This is a genomic window from Streptococcus acidominimus (assembly GCF_001921825.1).
Lineage (GTDB): Bacteria > Bacillota > Bacilli > Lactobacillales > Streptococcaceae > Streptococcus > Streptococcus acidominimus.
The window spans coordinates 1-1,870 of sequence record NZ_MSJL01000098.1; the positions used below are offsets into that span (position 1 = coordinate 1).

A 1,870-nucleotide genomic window follows, 5' to 3' on the forward strand; every position below is an offset into this window, starting at 1 on the left:
TAACCCGAAGGTCGTAGGTTCAAATCCTGCTCCCGCAATTGATTGTGGATACGGCTCGGTAGCTCAGTTGGTAGAGCAATGGATTGAAGCTCCATGTGTCGGCGGTTCGATTCCGTCTCGCGCCATTATTTTAATAATTTGGAAGGGTAGCGAAGAGGCTAAACGCGGCGGACTGTAAATCCGCTCCTTCGGGTTCGGGGGTTCGAATCCCTCCCCTTCCATACCTTTACGGGCATAGTTTAAAGGTAGAACTAAGGTCTCCAAAACCTTCAGTGTGGGTTCAATTCCTACTGCCCGTGTTATAATATGGCGGGTGTGGTGAAGTGGTTAACACATCAGATTGTGGCTCTGACATTCGTGGGTTCGATTCCCATCACTCGCCTATTTTATTATTGGGGTATAGCCAAGCGGTAAGGCAAGGGACTTTGACTCCCTCATGCGTTGGTTCGAATCCAGCTACCCCAGTTATCATATACTAGCCGGCGTGGCGGAATTGGCAGACGCGCTGGACTCAAAATCCAGTGTCCGCAAGGACGTGCCGGTTCGACCCCGGCCGCCGGTATAGTTGATTTGACAAGGTTTTTTAAGACCTTGTCTTTTCTTTTTATCTGCTTGTTTTTTGCAAAGAGTTTCTTAAAATTTCTTATGGTGTTTCTTGTCAATATAAATCGTCTAATTTAGTAGTAATTGAAGAATGACCTAAGCGTTCTTTTACAATATGATAGTCTTATAATAGATATAGATAGTGATTTTAGAACATACGGACAGGATATACAAGGATTGTTATCTGTTCAGTTTGTAAGAAAAGTTATAACTTTGATAAAATCAGAAAATTATCAGTTAGTCAAAGGATAATGTTTAGATGGATAGATACTGGAAAAATCGAGGTTTTTATCTCGTTTTTTTGTTTCTCAAAAGTAGTTGAAAAGACTACGCTATTTCAAGCGACTTTTGAGAAAGAAAATGATATAATGACGTGGTAGAAAAGTGAAGACGGTGGCTCCTTGTTCTGAAAGGTGGTGGTGCTTATGAGCATTTCATCAAAATCTGACGGAAAGGAGGAGCGTTTGTGAGCGCTTTTGAAGTTGTGCAAACAATTTTAGGCTTTAGTGGTTTCACTATTGCTGTAATTGGTTTGTGCTATAAAATCTTCAAAAATGATAACAAAAAATAATCCGTCCCCACTTTTGACTTGGTAGGACGGATTATAAATCTGTATACGAGTCACCGTCTTTTTAACGGTTCTACAAGGGTAGTTGTTAGCGCAACTGCCCTTTTCTGATTCCATTATAACATAAGATATATTGATTTTGAAGTGAAAAGAGAAATGTTAATGATCATCTAGCATTTACTGCGTAAATATAGGCTACATAACAGGCAAAATCTCCTATGCGTTTCCTATCATTGTTGAATACTTCAAACCAAGAAATACCATTACCTTCTTCATTGGCTAAGCTTTTTAGAATTTTTAATTGATAGATAACTTGATTGTGAATAGTAGTTCTTCTTTCATCACGATTGTGTTTTTCTTCCCTGGTAAGTGTAAGCCATTCTCCACGTGCAGAAGCATACTTTACACAGAGTTTTATAAAGGTTATCCATTCTTCTTGAAATTCTTTATTGAGTTTATTAGACTTGTTCGGTAACTACTTGGTTTCAAAATTAATAATCCTACAAATTAACTCAGCACGTATTTCAAAACGTTTTCTCCGACCACGATAGTCTTGTTTCATGATTTGAAACGTCTTAAACTTCGCATTGAAATGCTCAATTTGGATACGAATCGCTGCCATCTCACGATTTAGTTGCTTTTCCTCTTCCGTCAATCTGTGATGTTTTGAGTTCTTAGCTGGAATAAAGCTATTTTCAT

The 1,870-nt window shown here is 38.7% G+C and carries 1 protein-coding gene, 6 tRNA genes and 1 pseudogene; 7 read left to right on the forward strand and 1 reads right to left on the reverse strand.

Annotation, left to right across the window (positions count from 1 at the left end; genetic code table 11):
- Positions 1-52: 52 nt before the first annotated feature.
- From BU200_RS10380 to BU200_RS10410, 7 genes and pseudogenes are all read left to right on the forward strand, one after another.
- A tRNA-Phe gene (locus tag BU200_RS10380) sits at positions 53-125 on the forward strand.
- A 15-nt stretch (positions 126-140) separates the two neighbouring features.
- Positions 141-221: transfer RNA gene (locus tag BU200_RS10385), tRNA-Tyr, on the forward strand.
- Between the two features lie 7 nt (positions 222-228).
- Positions 229-299: transfer RNA gene (locus BU200_RS10390), tRNA-Trp, on the forward strand.
- Positions 300-309: 10 nt separating this feature from the next.
- Positions 310-382 (forward strand) — tRNA-His (locus tag BU200_RS10395).
- 11 nt (positions 383-393) lie between these two features.
- A tRNA-Gln gene (locus tag BU200_RS10400) sits at positions 394-465 on the forward strand.
- A gap of 13 nt (positions 466-478) precedes the next feature.
- A tRNA-Leu gene (locus tag BU200_RS10405) sits at positions 479-562 on the forward strand.
- 501 nt (positions 563-1,063) lie between these two features.
- Positions 1,064-1,174 (forward strand): annotated as a pseudogene (locus tag BU200_RS10410) (putative holin-like toxin); the annotation flags it as partial.
- Positions 1,175-1,646: 472 nt separating this feature from the next.
- Here the strand turns inward: BU200_RS10410 and BU200_RS10420 are convergent.
- Positions 1,647-1,870: transposase family protein (locus tag BU200_RS10420; protein ID WP_142237035.1), on the reverse strand; the 224-nt coding region annotated here is incomplete at its 5' end.